Below are 15,703 nucleotides of genomic sequence, written 5' to 3' on the forward strand. Positions count from 1 at the left end.
TAAGTTTGAGGGTTAGTTTTGTGTTTTATTAAAGGAAAGCATACAGAACGGACTACTCACAACTCTCTACTCACAACTCACTACTATGAAATTAAATGTTTTTAATACTGCTGATGAGGTACTAACCGGGTTGGCAGATTATTTTATTAAGATAGGTAACGAGTCCATCACCGAAAGAGGTAAGTTTACCGTGGCTTTATCTGGCGGGAGCTCGCCAAAAAAACTGTATGAGCTGCTGGCTTCTACCTCCTATGCCGACCAGCTGGACTGGGAAAAAGTATTTTTCTTTTTTGGCGATGAGCGTAATGTACCGCAGGATCATAAAGACAGCAATTACCTGATGGCTAAAAAGGCACTGTTTGAGCCTTTACTGATTAGTCCGGCGAATGTATTTGCTGTTGATACCACCTTTGAACCGGCTGAAGCCGCCGCCAAATACTGGAACCTGATCAGCACGTTCTTTGATGAGGATGAACCAAGCTTTGACCTGGTATTGTTAGGTTTAGGAGATAACTCGCACACTGCTTCCCTATTTCCACATACACCGGTATTACATGATACCAAACCAGGCGTAAAAGAAGTTTGGCTGGAAGATCAGCAGGTATGGCGCATTACGCTGAATGCCCCGCTCATCAACGAAGGGCGTTATATCGCGTTCCTGGTTTATGGCGAAGGTAAAGCTATCGCGGTACACCATGTACTGGAAGATGACGAGGATATTGAAGAATATCCAGCGCAGCTGATCGATTCTATCGCCGGTGAAACCCTATGGTTCCTAGACGAAGCCGCTGCCGCTGATCTGGAAGAGCAGGAATAATATCTGAACCCTGATTTTAGGACTAGACGATTTTTCTGATAAAAGAATACTGTAGAGACGCATATTATGCGTCTCTTTTTTTGTGGGATAATACAGCGCCTGTCGTCTTACTTGCGCTCGTTTGCAACGAGTGCTTATTGTGGTTAGGCGATTGCATCGCCCTTGCGTTTTAAACGCAAACCCATGTTAAGCACTCGTTGCAAACGATCGCAAGATCGCAAGATCGAATTGATCCGGAAAAAGCAACAGCCCGTGCGATTCCTTCCCTCGGGAAGGGGAGGAAGGGGTTTCGCAAACAGGTAAGTCCTTCTCATGCGGTGATCTCTAAAATATCCTGACCCTATTACAAACTCATCAATAACTAACTAAAACTGTGTTAAAATTTGTTAAAAAGTGTTAAAATGGCCTTTTTTGAATGAGTTTTAGAGATAAAATGGCTCAAAAAATGTTAAAATTTGTTAAAATACAAGGTCAAAATGACCTTTTGTAGACAATGCTGATTTGTGCCTGTGTTTGAATTTTGTAACTTTGGATATGGCAACAGAAACACTCGAAGATTTTTACCTCAATAAATTTGACTGGCTGCCCAATAACCTGCAGCAAAACATCGGTCACTTTAACGTTTTCAGGATTGAGGACTGTATTGGCCCTAATGCCAAGCCGGTTACCTATAGCCGCAGGAGCTTTTATAAGGTGAGCCTGATGCGCGGCGATAATATTATTCACTATGCCGATAAAAGCATTACGCTGTCTGGTACTTCGCTGATGTTTTTTAGTCCGCATGTGCCTTATACCTTTGAACATATGTCTGATGACCGTACAGGGTTCTTCTGCATCTTCACCGAAGCTTTCTTTACCGAGCGTTTCCGGGGTGGTTTAAGCGAACTGCCGATGTTTGCCCTGGGCGCCAAGCCGGTATATAATTTAAATGATGATCAGGACCGTTATGTGACCGGATTGTTTACCAAGATGCTGGATGAAATAGGTTCCGATTACGATTTTAAATATGATCTGATCCGCAATTATGTGACAGAAATGGCTTACTATGCCCTTAAAACACAGCCGTCAGAAAATGTGTATAAGCACGCGGATGCCAAAAGCCGCATCACCTCGATATTTACAGAGCTGCTGGAACGTCAGTTCCCGATAGAGAACCCTGCGCAGCGGTTTTCCCTGCGTTCGGCTAATGATTTTGCTCAGCGTTTGTCGGTACACGTTAATCACCTCAATCGTGCCATCCGCGAAACCACCGGCAGAACCACAACCGATCACATAGCCGATCGTTTGCTGAGCGAAGCCAAATCGCTCCTCAAGCACACCGATTGGAATATATCAGAAATAGGTTACTGTCTGGGCTTTGAAGAGCCTACACATTTCAATAACTTTTTCAAGAAACAAACGCAGCTTACGCCATCGTCATTCAGGAATATTTAATTCCCAATGCGGTCGAAGGGCTCGCTTTTAACCCACGCGTCATTGCGAGGCACGAAGCAATCCCCAATTTACAGAGTCGCTCTGTATAGCATAGAGATTGCTTCGTGCCTCGCAATGACGCTTGGGGAATTGTCCATTATATGAAGTCTCAAATGTGGCCTTCCTTTTGTTTTCGTCGCAGCAATTCGTTATATTTGTTATAACCGCGCTGTATATCCCTCTCCAAAGCCAAATTAAAATAGAGTGCCAAAATTGAAATTGTTTGAATTTTGTAACCATTGGTTTGATTGACGTAATGCACAGGCCTGCCTGCTAGCCTACCTTTGTTCTATCAATTAGAACAAAAATGGACAACAACAAAAAAGTATGGTTTATTACTGGTGCTTCCAAAGGATTTGGACTCAGCTTAGTAAAACAATTATTGGATGCTGGTCAGCTTGTTGCCGCCACCTCCAGAAATCAAGAGGAGTTAATAAAAGCAGTTAACACCCCAAACAATAATAACTTTTTACCGCTACAGGTTAACCTGGTGAACGAAGCCAGTGTATCCCTGGCCCTGCAGCATACTTATGAAACTTTCGGCCAGATAGATGTAGTGATCAACAATGCCGGTTATGGCATGGGTGGCGCTATTGAAGAACTGACCGATAAAGAAGCCCGCCAGGCATTTGATGTAAATGTATTTGCTACCCTCAACGTCATCAGGTTTGCGATGCCTTATTTACGCAAACAGCGTTCGGGTCATATTATCAATATCTCGTCAATAGCCGGTATTGCCCCGGGAACCGGCTGGGCTATTTATGGTGCTGCTAAATACGCGGTTATCGGTCTGTCGGAAGTGTTGGCCGCAGATGTAAAAGCCTTGGGTATAAAAGTTACAGTAGTTGCGCCAGGCGCTTTCAGGACTAGCTTCCTGACCCCTGATTCACTAAGCATGACCGAAAATCCGATAGCTGATTATGCGGATGTACGGGAAACTCATGCCAAGTACCTGAAAATGGATGGCGAGCAGGCAGGTGATCCGGAAAAAGCTGCCGCATCCATCATCAAAGTTGTTGGTTTGGAGAATCCCCCATTGCATTTACTGTTAGGCGGCGATGCCTACAACCGGGCCTTAACCAAATTGGATTCGATGTACAAAGAGATCCACGAGTGGGAAGAGCTTACCTGTTCAACTGACCTTGAACACGATTTGAAGGTTAATTAAAAACACCATCTCAACCCTATATCTATTAAAACACATTTAAAAACAAGAAAATGAGCAATAAAAAAGTTTGGTTTGTAACCGGCGCCTCTAAAGGCCTGGGACTCTCCTTAGTGAAAAAATTATTAAAAGAAGGCTATCAGGTAGCCGCTACCTCCAGAAGCCTGAGCGACCTGAATAAAGCCGTTGGTACTCATAGCGATCAGTTTTTGCCGCTGGCCGTAAATATCAAAAATGAAGAAAGTGTACAGGAAGCCATTGAACTGACCGTAAGCACTTTTGGTAAAATTGATGTGGTGGTTAACAACGCTGGTTATGGCCTGGTTGGCGGTCTGGAGGAATTAACAGATCAGGAAGCCCGTGACAATTTTGATGTCAACGTATTCGGCTCCCTAAATGTTATTCGTAAGGCATTGCCATATCTGCGCAAACAGCAGTCGGGTCATATCCTTAATATATCATCAATAGGTGGCTTTACCGGCAGCTTTCCGGGTTTCGGCATCTATTGTGCTACCAAGTTTGCCGTAAATGGTTTTTCTGAGTCATTAGCCGAAGAAGTGAAGCCGTTTGGTATTAAAGTAACTATAGTACAACCTGGCTATTTCCGCACCAACTTCCTGTCAGAAGGTTCGTTGGTAGCACCTAAACACCAGATAGATGCTTATCAAAATGTGCGCGCTTCGCAAGATCTGCACCAGAACGAACTGAATCAGCAGCAAGCCGGAGATCCGGATAAGGCAGCGGATGCTATGATTGAAATTGTAAATGCCGAAAACCCACCGGTTAATTTGTTTTTGGGCGAGGATGCTTACAATGCAGCAAATAATAAGATAGCTTCTGTTCAGGGCGATTTGGAAGCCTGGAAAGATTTAACAACCTCAACAGCAATAGTATAAATATGGAAAAGGATCAACATATAGGCGTTTGGGTAACAAGTGATGGTTACATACGCCACGAGTTATTACCAAACGGCCGTTATGTTGAGGCCCGCGGTAACCGGAAGATGGCCTACACCGGCTTTTACAGCATCAGAGGTAAGCATATCGAATACCTGGACGACACGGGTTTTACCGCTGATGGTGATTTTGATGGTAACGTGTTTTACCATGCGGGCATGGTATTGTATAAAGAATCGGCATAAATTGAAAATTTATCAACAAAAGTGGAACTGAATAAAAAGACTTGATAATGAAAGGGGGCTTTATTTATCTTTATAGAAATTCTAACCCCAATATAATATGAGTTTTCAAGATCAGATCAGTTCGATATTTGTGGAGGAAAGCCAGATACCGGCCGAATTCCAAATAGCAGAAGTGCATCAGCGTGAATACCTGTGTGATGGCGAGATGAAGCCCTGGAACGGGCCTGTGACCGAGGTGTATTCGCCTGTTTGTTTCCCCGGCCCGGATGGGTTTAAACGCAAGCTGATAGGTACTTATCCTATCTGCACCGAAACAGAAGCCAATGACGCTTTAGAGGCAGCCATTGCTGCCTATGACCACGGTCGTGGTGAATGGCCTACCATGAGCATTGATGGTCGCATCAAGTGTATGGAACGGTTCATTTATAAAATGATCGAACAACGCACGTTGGTAGTAAAGCTCCTGATGTGGGAGATTGGCAAATCATACGGCGACTCGGCAAAAGAGTTTGACCGTACCATCGAATACATCAACGCTACTATTGATGCCCTAAAGGCGCTCGACCGTAAATCATCCCGCTTTGAAATGGCCGAAGGACTGATCGCCCAGATCCGCCGTTCGCCGCTTGGTGTGGTGCTGTGTATGGGGCCGTTCAACTATCCGCTTAACGAAACTTTTACCACCCTGATCCCCGCCCTTATCATGGGCAATACCATTTTATTTAAACCACCAAAACATGGTACGCTACTGCATTACCCGTTGTTAAGGGCTTTTCAGGAATCGTTCCCTAAAGGTGTGGTGAATACAGTTTATGGTCGAGGGGCCGTGGTTACTCCGGGACTAATGCAAACCGGCAAAGTGAATGTGCTGGCCTTTATTGGCTCCAGCAAAGTGGCTAATGATTTGAAAAAACGTCACCCTAAAATAAACCGTTTACGTGCGGTGTTGAGTCTGGATGCCAAGAATGCTGCTATCGTAACCAAAAATGCCGATCTGCAGCTGGCCGTGAGCGAATGTGTTTTAGGTGCTTTATCATTTAACGGGCAACGTTGTACAGCCATCAAAGTAATATTTGTACATAAAGATATAGCCGATGAGTTTTTAAAACTACTGAGAGAAGCCGTATCCAAACTGAAATTTGGCCTGCCATGGGATAAAGATGTAAAACTAACCCCGATGCCGGAGCCGAATAAAGCCGAATCATTAACAGAAATGGTTGACGATGCCATAGCTCATGGTGCAAAAATTATCAATGAAAATGGCGGCGAAAGCGTAGCCTCGTTCTATTACCCGGCTATAGTTTACCCGGTGAACGAAAAAATGAAGTTGTACCGCGAAGAGCAGTTTGGCCCTATTATCCCGGTAATTCCGTTTGAATCGATAGAAGAACCTATCGAATACCAGATAGATTCGCCGCATGGTATGCAGGTGAGTATATTTAGTAACGATGCCCAGGAGATATCATCGTTGATTGATCCGTTTGTGAACCTGGTAAGCCGTGTAAATATCAACAGCCAGTGTCAACGCGGGCCGGATGTATTTCCGTTTACCGGTCGTAAGGATAGTGCCGAAGGTACGCTTTCGGTATTTGATGCTCTGCGGGCGTTTTCTATACGCTCTTTAGTAGCCACCAAACTAAATGAAACCAATAAACAAATTATCAACGAAATTGTGAACGGCAGCGACTCCAATTTCCTGAGTACGAAGTTTATATTGTAGATAAAATAAAAAAACATGTCATTGCGAGGAGGAACGACGAAGCAATCTCCTCGCATGCATAAACTCGAGGAGATTATTAATGCTATTAATTGTTTTTTTTAAAGGTATTAATGAGCTCCCGTTGGTCGGTTGTCCACGCTGCGCTCGCAATGACATGGTTTATATTATTTGATAAGGAGACTTAGCATACCTGTTAATTAACTCTATCAGCAATAAATTAGGCACCCAGCTTAAAAAAGCAATGATGACGTAATTGTTCTCGAAATTTACGCCATTGCCTAAAACGGTAAACAGCCATATATAAAAGCGCAGTGTAACTGCGGCAAAGGCCAGCGCGTAACTGCGGCGCATCATTTTAACATGCTCATCTATTTTGCCATTCTTTATCAGCAGAAAGGCAGATAAGGTAAAAGCCACCCACAAGGTATTTTGTATTAAAAAGGAAGCAAACACGCCTTTGCCCCGGTTAATGAACAGCGTCATGACATACGCACCCGGCGCTGCAAAAAACAAAACGCCGAAAACATATAGTTTACCCAGTACCTTATGCAGCGGACGATTACTGTATACCTTTTTTGAAAACTGGAAAAAGCCGGCCAGCAAAATAATACTGCTGCCAAAAATATGACAGTAAAAGGCCGGCATATACCAGCCCGTTTTGATAGCAGCCTGCTTAAAGCCCAGGAAAACGGTATTCTGCTTAAAGTTCAGATATTGAACAAAGGTACCCATGCTCAATATCGCAATCCAAAAGAAGGCGAAATACCTTAATAAACGTGCTGTAATACTCATTTAGCCGCTAACGTATTACTCTTTTGCGCATTTAGTTTGCTGTTGATAAAGCTGATATTATACTTGTCAATTACGGTTAAAGAGTCATCAACGCTTTCGTTTTTACGGTCTCCTTCGTCAAAAAACCTGTATTTAAAGGCGTCTTTCCATTTCTGATTCTTGAATTTATAATTGTATGATGCATATATCTCGTTCTTGACGTACTGCAAAATTTCTGGCGTTAAATGGTCAATGGTTTTATTTTGCGGATGCTCATAGTTGCCATTGCTAATCACGTAGCAGCCTTGCAGATAAGTATCATCCATTTTAACATACTTGGTAAAGGAAAAAGTCCTTTTGTTATCCAAAGCCGTGAGTTTACCATCTTTTATTTGCAGATAGTGATAGTATGGCCCTTCGCTTAGAGTTTCACTGGTGTCTGACAAAGGCTGATAAAATTGTGATGTGGTTTTAAATTCAAACAACGAATCATTAATTGCCCTTAGTGTGTTTTCATTGCATAAACCAGATAGTTTGCCGCCACCTTCTTCGATACCCATATAAGCATTTACATTAAAGCCCAGGATGCGGTTTTGTTTTTTGTCGACAAAGAGCATTTCTTTGGTTGTATAAAGGCCTGATCGTCCACCCAGGTAATCATCAACAACAGAATAGAAGGCGCTTTCAAACCAATTGTCGCTTGGTTTCTTTGCACCATCAAAAGTAACAGCCATGCTTAAACTGCCTTCGCCTTCACCATCGTTCATGCTTTTTACCCCCTTCCTTAACGGGTTCTGAAAGTTGAGGAACCTGGAAACGATCAGCCAATCGGAAAGATAAGTGGGGGGAATAATGATAGAGGTTGTTGTTTCCCGGCTGTTAAACTCCATGATACCGTTTGAACTTTTATCAGACAGGTTGAACGATGATCCATAAGCTTTTATCTTGGGTAAAAGGTCAGCTATTTTAAGGTCGACCAGTTTTTCGCTTATGCTCAGATCTTTTTTCAGGTAAAAATAGTCATCTTGTTTTTTGAGCAAAGCCAGGTTTTCATCATCATTCAGGGGATACAGCTGATCATAATCAGCAGGTACTATTGCCTTGCCCTGCAGGTCAAAAAAGCCTCTTTTGGTGCCTTTTTCAACCTCTATCAATCCGTCTACGGTTCCGCCGATATTGTGTATCACATCATATTGCGGAGGAATGATCTCTTTAAGCTCAGGATTTACAAGTCCCATCTGGTGGGTGGGCATTTTACCTTCCTTGTTATCGCTTCCCCAGTAAACACCTTCTTCAAGGCGGCTTTTGGACACGTAATAATAGGTTTTACCGTCAATATGTTCGAACCATATAACGGTATCATATTTAGTTTTTAATTGTTCGGCTGCCTTAAAGGCGGCCAGAGTAATGGGAGCGTAAATATCTTTCTCAGGTATGGTTTTGTTGATCACTTTATTTTGAAAAGCTATATAGCCCTTTACAAAATCGGTTGCATTAACCTGACTTATTTTGTATTGATGATTGCCAGTTTTGTGGATAGTAAATACAATGCTTGCTTTTTCGGCCGGTAAGGCATCATGAGTAAAGTTTGCCACAACATTGGCGGTAGCCAGTTCGGGGTTTATAAATTTAACAGAGGCGTCCTCGGTGTTTAGGTTTACCTTAAAAATAGGTTTTTCTTTACCACCGGTATTGGTTTTATTGGTAAGTACTTTCAATAGTGTTTTTACCAGGCGGCTTTTTTGGTCGGCCTCAAAATATAAACTTGCCGAATCAATATTCCCGGCCTGTATTTGCGTGTTAAAGGCGGTTAAAAATTGAGTTATTTCGCCTTTTTCGGGCTTGCTTAAGTACTTACTGCGGATAAATAAAAAGCCGCACGCCAAAATAACAGCGGCAACTATTACTATAATTATAGGTTTAGTTTTCATACAACCAAGGTAAAGTATTTTTTTAAATAGAAAAAGATCGCCAAAAACCGATGAGGCTCAGAGGGATAGAATGGTGTTATATAACATTGATGTGGTATAGATAAAATTGATGTGGTATAGATTTTTAGAATTAATGACCTTGTTAGAAAAGTGTATATTTGTTGCATAAATAATAATAAAATACACGATATGTTAACGATAGGACAAAAATTCCCTCAATTTTCTAAAACCGCTGTAGTAAGTCTTGAAAAAGGTAAAGAGTTTGAAACATTAACTTCTGAGTACCTGGTGAATGACGATAACGTTTGGACTGTAATGTTCTGGTGGCCAAAAGATTTTACTTTTGTGTGCCCAACAGAAATTGCTGAATTCAACAAAAACTTTGGCGAATTCCGCGATCGTGAAACCCGTTTAATTGGTGCTTCTACAGATTCTGAATTTGTTCACGCTGCCTGGAGACGCGATCATGACGATCTGCGCGATCTGAAATTCCCGATGCTTGCCGATACTTCAAAATCATTAGCAGAAGACCTGGGTATATTAGAGCCTACCGAAAAAATTGCTTACCGTGCAACTTTTATCATCGATCCTACCGGTATCATCCGTTGGGTATCAGTTAACGATTTAAGTGTTGGCCGTAACGTTAAAGAAGTTTTACGTGTACTTGATGGTTTGCAAACAGATGAGCTTTGCCCTTGCAACTGGGAAAAAGGACAAGAAACACTTACTGTTTAATACCGATATATAAGATACGTCCCCGTACAGAAAATTTGTGCGGGGATTTTTTATACACTGAATATGAGCTGAAAGCTTAAGGCATAAAGCCGAAAGCGATTAAAAGCTATTTGAATTCTAACCCGCTTTAAGCCTTCGGCTTTTAGCTTTAAGCACAAAAAACATGAACGAAAGTACCGAAGTGATCCAGGAGCTACTGGAAAGTATTGGAATAGATAAAAACTACAGAACAGAAGCCCTTACCCTGTTGGAAAAAGGCGAATCACGATACCTGCGTGATTTGAAACTGAATTTTACAAGCACCCTTACATCAGCCCATTTAACAACTAAAGAGTGTGCCTTGCTGGGATTAAGCACTGCTGTTAATAATAATAACACACCGCTTACCGTGTTTTTTACTAAATATGCCCAAGAGCAGGGAGCTGACGCCGCTGAAATAGCAGAAGCTGTTGGCTGTGCCTCTTTATTGGCCTCGAACAACGTATTCTACCGGTTCAGGCATTTTACTCAGAAAGAAAAATATACCCAAATTCCGGCTCGTATCCGCATGCAATTGATGATGAAGCCTGTAACCGGGAAAGAGTTTTTTGAATTAATGAGCCTGGCTATATCCGCCGTTAATGGCTGTGAGATGTGTGTAAATGCTCATGAAGATTCATTGATAAAATTATCCACTACCGAAGAGCGTATTTTTGATGCAGTACGTATCGCATCCCTCATAACATCAACCGGGAAGCTGATTTTTTAAGTTGTTGATTAACGTTTTCACAAAAAAAAGACATGAGATTTATAAATTTCATGTCTTTTTCATAAATTATGCTTAAATGCTTAATTTAATTTGCGTTTGTTAATTAAAAACTTCTAAATTTATACCTAAGATTAAACGCCCCCTGGATCTACGAAATCTTTTCATAAAGCAAAGTTTTTACGGGAGGCAGTACTTAAATTTTAATTGTTAATTTTTTTTGGGGAAAGCCGTTCCTGGTAATAGAGGAACGGCTTTTATCGTTTTATTAATGCGCGTCGACCGGCATTTTGACAGCCTTTTTAAATGGCTGCAGATACAATAGCGGTATCGAAAATAACATCACCAAACCAGATATCCAGTAGGCATCATCATAAGTTAATAGCAATACCTGCCGGGTAACGGCTCCTTCAATTGCTCCATAAGCCATGCGGGTAGCATCTATCAATGAATGTCCTTTAGCCATAAAGCCATGTAAATAGGCGTTAAAACGATCGGTAAAGGCCGGATTGGTTGAAGTGATATTTGTTAAAAGATTATTGCGGTGAAGGCCCTGGCGAACGTGAATAATGGTGGTAAGGGTAGCTATACCAAACGAACCGCCTAATTGGCGCATCATGTTGTTTAATCCGGTTCCTTGTCCTACTTCCGGGCCTTTCAGATCGGCAATAGCCAAGGTGGTTAGCGGTACGAATAATAAAGCCATACCTACACCGCGTATAACCAGTGGTATAAAGAAGTCGCCTGTGCCCACTGCCAGCGTTGAATTGCTGAGCATAGTGGTAAACACAAAGAACAGAAACATGCCGGCAGTCGCCATAAACTGCGCAGGGATACCCTTATTGAGCATTTTACCTATAAACGGCATCATGATAATGGTACATAACCCGCCTGGAAACAGGATCTCGCCCGTTTGCTGGGCTGTAAAGCCAAGCAGGTTCTGACAAAATACCGGGAATACGAATACCGACCCATAGAGCCCAAACCCAAGTATAAAGGAGGTAAACATACCTACCGCGAAACTCCGGTGCCTTAATATGGCAAAGTTTACTATCGGGTAATCTATGCTCATTTCGCGCCATATAAAAAGGATTAATCCTAATATGGCGGTAATGGTAAGTACGGTTATATAGGTTGTAGCAAACCAATCTTCAGTTTCGCCTTTTTCCAGGATGGTTTGTAAACTACCAACGGATATGGCCAGGAAGAGAATACCCCACCAGTCAATCGGTTTGCCTTTCGCGTCCTTAGGTGTTTCGCGTACAAAAGTGTAAGCAAAAAATGCTGCCAGTGCACCCACTGGGATGTTTACATAAAATATCCAGCGCCATGAAGAGTGATCGGTAATATAACCACCAATGGTTGGCCCAACGGTTGGCCCAACCACCGCGCCTAAACCAAACAACGCGGTAGCTGTACCTATTTGCTCACGTGGCCAGGTTTCGATCAGGATGGCCTGTGAGGTTGATATTAAACCACCCCCGGCGATACCTTGTATGATCCTGAACATAACCAGCTCGTTTAAATTGGTGGCATTACCACACAAAAACGAAGCTATGGTAAATACCACAATAGATGTTATGAAGTAATTTTTGCGCCCGAAACGGCTCCCCAGCCAGCCTGACATAGGAAGCACAATTACGTTTGCTACGGCATAACCGGTAACTACCCAGGCAACATCTTCCAATGTGGCGCCAAGGTTACCTTGTATATCGGGCAGCGATACGTTCACGATCGTGGTATCAATAAGCTCCAGTAGCGAAGCTATGATAACCGTGATGGTGATGATCCATTTTTTAAAGCCTGTTTCAGCCATGATTTTATTAAATTCTAAATCCTAAACTTTGAATCAGAATCAGAATTTACAGAATTAAAGAATTAACAGAATAATAAATCCGAAATCCTAAACCCGAAATCCCAAATTCTCGATTATCCTTTAATTACTGATACTTTTACGCTCATGCCTGGGCGTAATCTATCAAGAGTTGCTTTATCAGCTTTTAATTTTATTTTAACAGGTACGCGTTGTACAACTTTTACGAAGTTACCGGTTGCATTATCTGGTGGCAATAAAGAGAACTTGGCACCTGTAGCAGGTGAAAAATTGTAAACTTCGCCTTCCAGTTTCAGATCAGGGTAAGCATCAACTTCGATGTCAACTTTCTGACCGCTTTTCATATCATTTAACTGGGTTTCTTTAAAGTTGGCAGTAATGTACAAGCTGTTATCGTTAATGATCGAGAACAGTGTTTGTCCGGCCTGTACCAATTGCCCCAATTGGATACTTTTTTTAGATACTAAGCCACTTGCTGGCGCTTTAATAGTAGTATAAGTTAGTTGCAATTTTGCAAAATCAATATCAACCTGTTTCTGGGTTACACCAGTATTGGTTACCTTTAATTGGCTACGAGTAGTGCCGATTTGTTCTTCGGCTGCTTTGAATTGATCTTGTGAAGCACGCAGATTAGCTTTAGCTACATCCAGATCAGATTTAGCCTGATCAAATTGTTGCTGGGTTACAGAACCATCTTTTACCAGATTGGCATAACGGTTGTAATCCTTTTGTACCTTATCTAAACGGGCAACATTTGATGCAACCTGAGCCCTTGCACTTGATGAGTTAGCCTCATTAGCGTAGATCTGTGATTGATTTACGTTGATACCGGCGCTTGCACCTACCTGTGCAGCCTGTGCCTGCTCCACTTTAACTTTGTAGTCACGGTCATCTATCTTAACCAGTACCTGGTTAGCGTTTACGTGAGTGTTCTCTTCAAAATAGATGGAGTCAACATAACCGCCAACGCGGGCAACAACCGGGCTGATATCGCCGTCGATCTGGGCGTCATCTGTATCGATGTGTTTACCGAAATATATATATTCTTTGATACCGAAAATGATACCGCCAATAAGTAATATACCTAGTATGATAGGGATAACTTTATTCGGTTTCTTTTTTGGTGTGTGTTCCTGTGTTTCGTGTTCCTTTGCCATTGTATATAGTATTGATTGGTTTAGTATTATTGTTTGTTAATTTTTCCAGTTGATTTTAATAAGGTATAGTAAGCCAAACCTGCATCGGCTTTAGCCAGTTCCAGGTTGATCTGAGCCTGGTAAAGCAATGTTTCTGCATCGGCACGATCTGTAGCTGATGATATATTGCTCTTGTATTTCGATTCCAATATTTTATTGTTCTCGCCGGCCTGCGCGATAGCTACCTGCAGCAGTTTGATCTTGTTCAAAGCCGAAGTATAATTCTGGTAATCCTGATTTACTTCGTCTTTAATACGGTCAACCATAATGTTTTTGTTGATCACAGATTGCTCACGTTGTATTTTTGCTTCGGTAACCTTGTTTTTGTTGGTCCATAATGAGCTAAAGCTCCATGACAGGGTTAAGCCGCCTGTTAACGGTGTAATATAGTTACCGCTTTTAGGTATAGGGTTGATATTGGCATCTACATAATAGCCTGCAACTGATGCTGCCAGTGTAGGCAAAGTATTGCCTTTGATGCTTTTAATGTTTGTTTCGGCTACTTTAGTACGCAGGTCAAATTGTTGTAGTTCGGGTCTGTTGGTCATGGCGGTATCCAGGTAATTACTAAACGGAGCAATCTGCCTGTCGGCCTCGGTTATCTGATCAATGTTGAGCTGGGTACCTTCCGGTAATCCTAATAACACGTTCAAATTGTAGTTGACAATGCGACGATTAGTTTCCAGATCCACACCGTTAAGCTCAATATTTGATCGTTGCAACTGGAAACGCAGCACATCATTTTTAGTTACCAATCCCTGATCAAAAAAACGTTGTGCCTGTTTTATCTGGCCATCAACAGTGGTTAAGTTTTGAGCTACCACCTTTTTGCTTTGCAGTACTTTATATAAGCTGTAGTAAGAGCTGATAATGTCATAAGTGATCTGATCTTTATCATTCACCACATCCAAACGGGCAACCTGGGTTAACAGATCGGTTGATTGGCGGGCATATTTTAGCTTATTGCCTTCAAAAATAGTTTGATTTAAGGTTAATATGCCCAGGTAAGCGTCGGCCCTGTTGGGTAAGTTAAAACTCTCGGGCCCTAAAGCCAGTCTGTTGGCCGGAATTTCGGCATGGGTGTAGCCGTAGCTTATTTTACCGGTTGGTAACGATTGGTCTTTAGCCTGGTTATATTCAGAAATAGCCTGGTCAATTTTTGATTGCGAAAGCTTTAAAGTCTTGCTGTTGTCCAGACCAAGTTTTATAGCTTCATCCAGGGTGATGGTTCTGTCCTGCGCGTTTGCGGTTCCCACAAATAGCGAAGCCGTTATTACAAACGTAATAGCATACAGGCAGAAGGGGTGCACTGCATTAAACAGTGATAGGTGCTTGGGTTTTTTATTTAGAGTTGTCATTTTCATTAACTAAGTACGCTTTTAAGAGGGTTTTTAAATATTTTTTAATACGGGGCTTAAATTGTTCCTCCAGCACTTTTTCGTCCTGTATATCGTACCCCAGCATGGTTGATGACATCAGCGGGGTATTTAAAATGAAGTTTTTGGTTCCGTAAAGCGTAGACACAATCAGTTGCATATCGGTATCTTTACGAAATTCACCATTATCCATTCCTTCCTGTATTATTCTGAACAGTTCGGATACGCTTTTCATCAACATATTGCGTATCTTTTCGGCAAGCTCGGTACGGCGGTTCATGGTTAATTCCTGATAGAGCAGTTTCTGAAAGCAGTTGTGATTCACTACCCGTTCGCCATAGATATCAATATATGATTCTATTTTTCCCCAGGAACTGATGCTTTCGTCGTTACCTAAAATTTGCAGTATATTTTGAAAATCGGTGATCTTGCGTTCAATAACTGCCAGGAACAAACCTTCTTTTGAACCGAAATAATAATTGAGCATGGCCATGTTCACACCGGCTTCGCCCGAGATCATACGGGTAGAGGCGCCGTCAAAACCCATCTCTGAAAACACGCGCTCGGCGACGTCCAGGATGTGGTCTTTTTTATCTATCTTATCTTTGTCCATTTTCTTTTAACGGCACAAAATTAATCAAACGATTGATTAAAGCATAGCAATCCGGGGCAAAAAGCTAATCAACTGATTAAGATTACTCATGAATGACAGATTTGTTTTACTAATCAGCCGAAATTTTAGGTTATTGCAGCAATTATGGTTTGTCTGTTATTCGTTTGAAATATAGGGCATTCCATA

General features: G+C 41.9%; 14 protein-coding genes. 8 read left to right on the plus strand and 6 right to left on the minus strand.

What is annotated here, in order from left to right:
• The first annotated feature begins 85 nt into the window (after positions 1-85).
• From pgl to G7092_RS23085, 6 genes are all read left to right on the plus strand, one after another.
• Positions 86-817, plus strand: coding sequence for a 6-phosphogluconolactonase (gene pgl, locus G7092_RS23060; RefSeq protein ID WP_166093004.1), 732 nt, complete (start codon positions 86-88; stop codon positions 815-817).
• Positions 818-1,351: 534 nt separating this feature from the next.
• The gene (locus tag G7092_RS23065) at positions 1,352-2,251 is read left to right on the plus strand and encodes a helix-turn-helix domain-containing protein (RefSeq protein ID WP_166093006.1); all 900 of its coding nucleotides are present in this window, start codon (positions 1,352-1,354) and stop codon (positions 2,249-2,251) included.
• 346 nt (positions 2,252-2,597) lie between these two features.
• On the plus strand, positions 2,598-3,458 hold the full coding sequence (locus G7092_RS23070) for an SDR family NAD(P)-dependent oxidoreductase (RefSeq protein WP_166093008.1): 861 nt from the start codon (positions 2,598-2,600) through the stop codon (positions 3,456-3,458).
• 50 nt (positions 3,459-3,508) lie between these two features.
• Positions 3,509-4,351 (plus strand): SDR family oxidoreductase, encoded by an 843-nt coding sequence (locus G7092_RS23075; protein WP_166093010.1) that lies wholly within the window; start codon positions 3,509-3,511, stop codon positions 4,349-4,351.
• A gap of 2 nt (positions 4,352-4,353) precedes the next feature.
• Positions 4,354-4,596, plus strand: coding sequence for an Atu4866 domain-containing protein (locus tag G7092_RS23080; RefSeq protein WP_166093012.1), 243 nt, complete (start codon positions 4,354-4,356; stop codon positions 4,594-4,596).
• A 97-nt stretch (positions 4,597-4,693) separates the two neighbouring features.
• A complete protein-coding gene (locus G7092_RS23085) occupies positions 4,694-6,316 on the plus strand; it encodes an NADP-dependent glyceraldehyde-3-phosphate dehydrogenase (protein WP_166093014.1) in 1,623 nt (540 codons plus the stop codon).
• 159 nt (positions 6,317-6,475) lie between these two features.
• Here G7092_RS23085 and G7092_RS23090 read toward each other — a convergent pair whose 3' ends face one another.
• A complete protein-coding gene (locus G7092_RS23090) occupies positions 6,476-7,108 on the minus strand; it encodes a DUF2306 domain-containing protein (protein ID WP_166093016.1) in 633 nt (210 codons plus the stop codon).
• Positions 7,105-9,018: a WG repeat-containing protein gene (locus G7092_RS23095; RefSeq protein WP_166093018.1), complete on the minus strand. Its 1,914-nt coding sequence runs from the start codon at positions 9,016-9,018 to the stop codon at positions 7,105-7,107. Before G7092_RS23095 ends, G7092_RS23090 begins: the two co-directional genes overlap by 4 nt.
• 189 nt (positions 9,019-9,207) lie before the next feature.
• Between G7092_RS23095 and G7092_RS23100 the strand changes: the two genes are divergently transcribed.
• Both G7092_RS23100 and G7092_RS23105 read left to right on the plus strand, forming a co-directional pair.
• A complete protein-coding gene (locus G7092_RS23100) occupies positions 9,208-9,753 on the plus strand; it encodes a peroxiredoxin (protein WP_166093021.1) in 546 nt (181 codons plus the stop codon).
• A 163-nt stretch (positions 9,754-9,916) separates the two neighbouring features.
• Positions 9,917-10,501, plus strand: a complete 585-nt coding sequence (locus G7092_RS23105) for a carboxymuconolactone decarboxylase family protein (RefSeq protein ID WP_166093023.1) — start codon at positions 9,917-9,919, stop codon at positions 10,499-10,501.
• Positions 10,502-10,766: 265 nt separating this feature from the next.
• Here the strand turns inward: G7092_RS23105 and G7092_RS23110 are convergent, their stop codons facing one another.
• The 4 genes from G7092_RS23110 to G7092_RS23125 form a co-directional block, all read right to left on the minus strand.
• Positions 10,767-12,314, minus strand: a complete 1,548-nt coding sequence (locus tag G7092_RS23110; protein ID WP_166093025.1) for a DHA2 family efflux MFS transporter permease subunit — start codon at positions 12,312-12,314, stop codon at positions 10,767-10,769.
• Between the two features lie 113 nt (positions 12,315-12,427).
• Positions 12,428-13,489: an HlyD family secretion protein gene (locus G7092_RS23115; RefSeq protein WP_166093027.1), complete on the minus strand. Its 1,062-nt coding sequence runs from the start codon at positions 13,487-13,489 to the stop codon at positions 12,428-12,430.
• A gap of 26 nt (positions 13,490-13,515) precedes the next feature.
• On the minus strand, positions 13,516-14,886 hold the full coding sequence (locus tag G7092_RS23120; protein ID WP_166093029.1) for a TolC family protein: 1,371 nt from the start codon (positions 14,884-14,886) through the stop codon (positions 13,516-13,518).
• The gene (locus G7092_RS23125; protein ID WP_166093031.1) at positions 14,870-15,517 is read right to left on the minus strand and encodes a TetR/AcrR family transcriptional regulator; all 648 of its coding nucleotides are present in this window, start codon (positions 15,515-15,517) and stop codon (positions 14,870-14,872) included. The genes G7092_RS23120 and G7092_RS23125 overlap by 17 nt, the downstream gene beginning before the upstream one ends.
• Positions 15,518-15,703 lie beyond the last annotated feature (186 nt).

The organism is Mucilaginibacter inviolabilis (assembly GCF_011089895.1).
In the GTDB taxonomy this organism is placed as follows: domain Bacteria; phylum Bacteroidota; class Bacteroidia; order Sphingobacteriales; family Sphingobacteriaceae; genus Mucilaginibacter; species Mucilaginibacter inviolabilis.

Bases quoted from the DNA above. Each gene is read 5' to 3' on its own strand.
- pgl (WP_166093004.1), top strand. From the start codon at position 86: ATGAAATTAAATGTTTTTAATACTGCTGATGAGGTACTAACCGGGTTG.
- G7092_RS23065 (WP_166093006.1), top strand. From the start codon at position 1,352: ATGGCAACAGAAACACTCGAAGATTTTTACCTCAATAAATTTGACTGG.
- G7092_RS23070 (WP_166093008.1), top strand. From the start codon at position 2,598: ATGGACAACAACAAAAAAGTATGGTTTATTACTGGTGCTTCCAAAGGA.
- G7092_RS23075 (WP_166093010.1), top strand. From the start codon at position 3,509: ATGAGCAATAAAAAAGTTTGGTTTGTAACCGGCGCCTCTAAAGGCCTG.
- G7092_RS23080 (WP_166093012.1), top strand. From the start codon at position 4,354: ATGGAAAAGGATCAACATATAGGCGTTTGGGTAACAAGTGATGGTTAC.
- G7092_RS23085 (WP_166093014.1), top strand. From the start codon at position 4,694: ATGAGTTTTCAAGATCAGATCAGTTCGATATTTGTGGAGGAAAGCCAG.
- G7092_RS23090 (WP_166093016.1), bottom strand. From the start codon at position 7,108: ATGAGTATTACAGCACGTTTATTAAGGTATTTCGCCTTCTTTTGGATT.
- G7092_RS23095 (WP_166093018.1), bottom strand. From the start codon at position 9,018: ATGAAAACTAAACCTATAATTATAGTAATAGTTGCCGCTGTTATTTTG.
- G7092_RS23100 (WP_166093021.1), top strand. From the start codon at position 9,208: ATGTTAACGATAGGACAAAAATTCCCTCAATTTTCTAAAACCGCTGTA.
- G7092_RS23105 (WP_166093023.1), top strand. From the start codon at position 9,917: ATGAACGAAAGTACCGAAGTGATCCAGGAGCTACTGGAAAGTATTGGA.
- G7092_RS23110 (WP_166093025.1), bottom strand. From the start codon at position 12,314: ATGGCTGAAACAGGCTTTAAAAAATGGATCATCACCATCACGGTTATC.
- G7092_RS23115 (WP_166093027.1), bottom strand. From the start codon at position 13,489: ATGGCAAAGGAACACGAAACACAGGAACACACACCAAAAAAGAAACCG.
- G7092_RS23120 (WP_166093029.1), bottom strand. From the start codon at position 14,886: ATGACAACTCTAAATAAAAAACCCAAGCACCTATCACTGTTTAATGCA.
- G7092_RS23125 (WP_166093031.1), bottom strand. From the start codon at position 15,517: ATGGACAAAGATAAGATAGATAAAAAAGACCACATCCTGGACGTCGCC.